Origin of the sequence: Streptomyces colwelliae (assembly GCF_048158785.1) — a bacterium.
GTDB lineage: Bacteria > Actinomycetota > Actinomycetes > Streptomycetales > Streptomycetaceae > Streptomyces.
On record NZ_JBLTJC010000957.1, the window covers coordinates 1 to 453 of the forward strand.

Sequence of the window (453 nt, forward strand, 5' to 3'; positions counted from 1 at the left end):
GGGTGACGGGGGCTCGGCGGTGCCTGGTCGGCGCGGGGAGTCACGCCTGGCGGCGGCGCCTCAGGAGCCGGATCCTGCGGACGGTCGCGATGAGACCCGCGACGAGTGTCCCGCCGTACAGCCAGCCGGCCTGGGTGGCGAGGCCGGTGAACACGCCCACCAGGCGGTTGGCGAGGCCGCCGCTGCCGTCGGCCACCGGGAACAGGCCGACGGCGAAGGCGATCGGGACGACGACCGGCGCGGTCAGGAGGTCGCCGCGCCGGATCCAGACCGCGGTGAGCACGCACACCGGCAGGAACAGCACCCCGTAGACGGTCAGCGACGCCCCGAACAGGAACTGGTCGATACACCCGAGCACGAACATCACGGCCGCGCAGAACAGCCCGCCGCCGAGCCCGGTGAGCCGGGGGTTCGGCAGCTGACGTACGGTCTGGGCCGCCGCGGGGCTTGGGC

At 74.4% G+C, this 453-nt stretch carries 1 protein-coding gene; it reads right to left on the reverse strand.

Annotation, left to right across the window (positions count from 1 at the left end; all coding sequences use genetic code 11):
• Window positions 1-40: 40 nt before the first annotated feature.
• Window positions 41-453, reverse strand: a 413-nt coding sequence (locus ACNFOC_RS55350) for a DUF6542 domain-containing protein (protein ID WP_416966439.1), incomplete at its 5' end; no start/stop codon positions are given.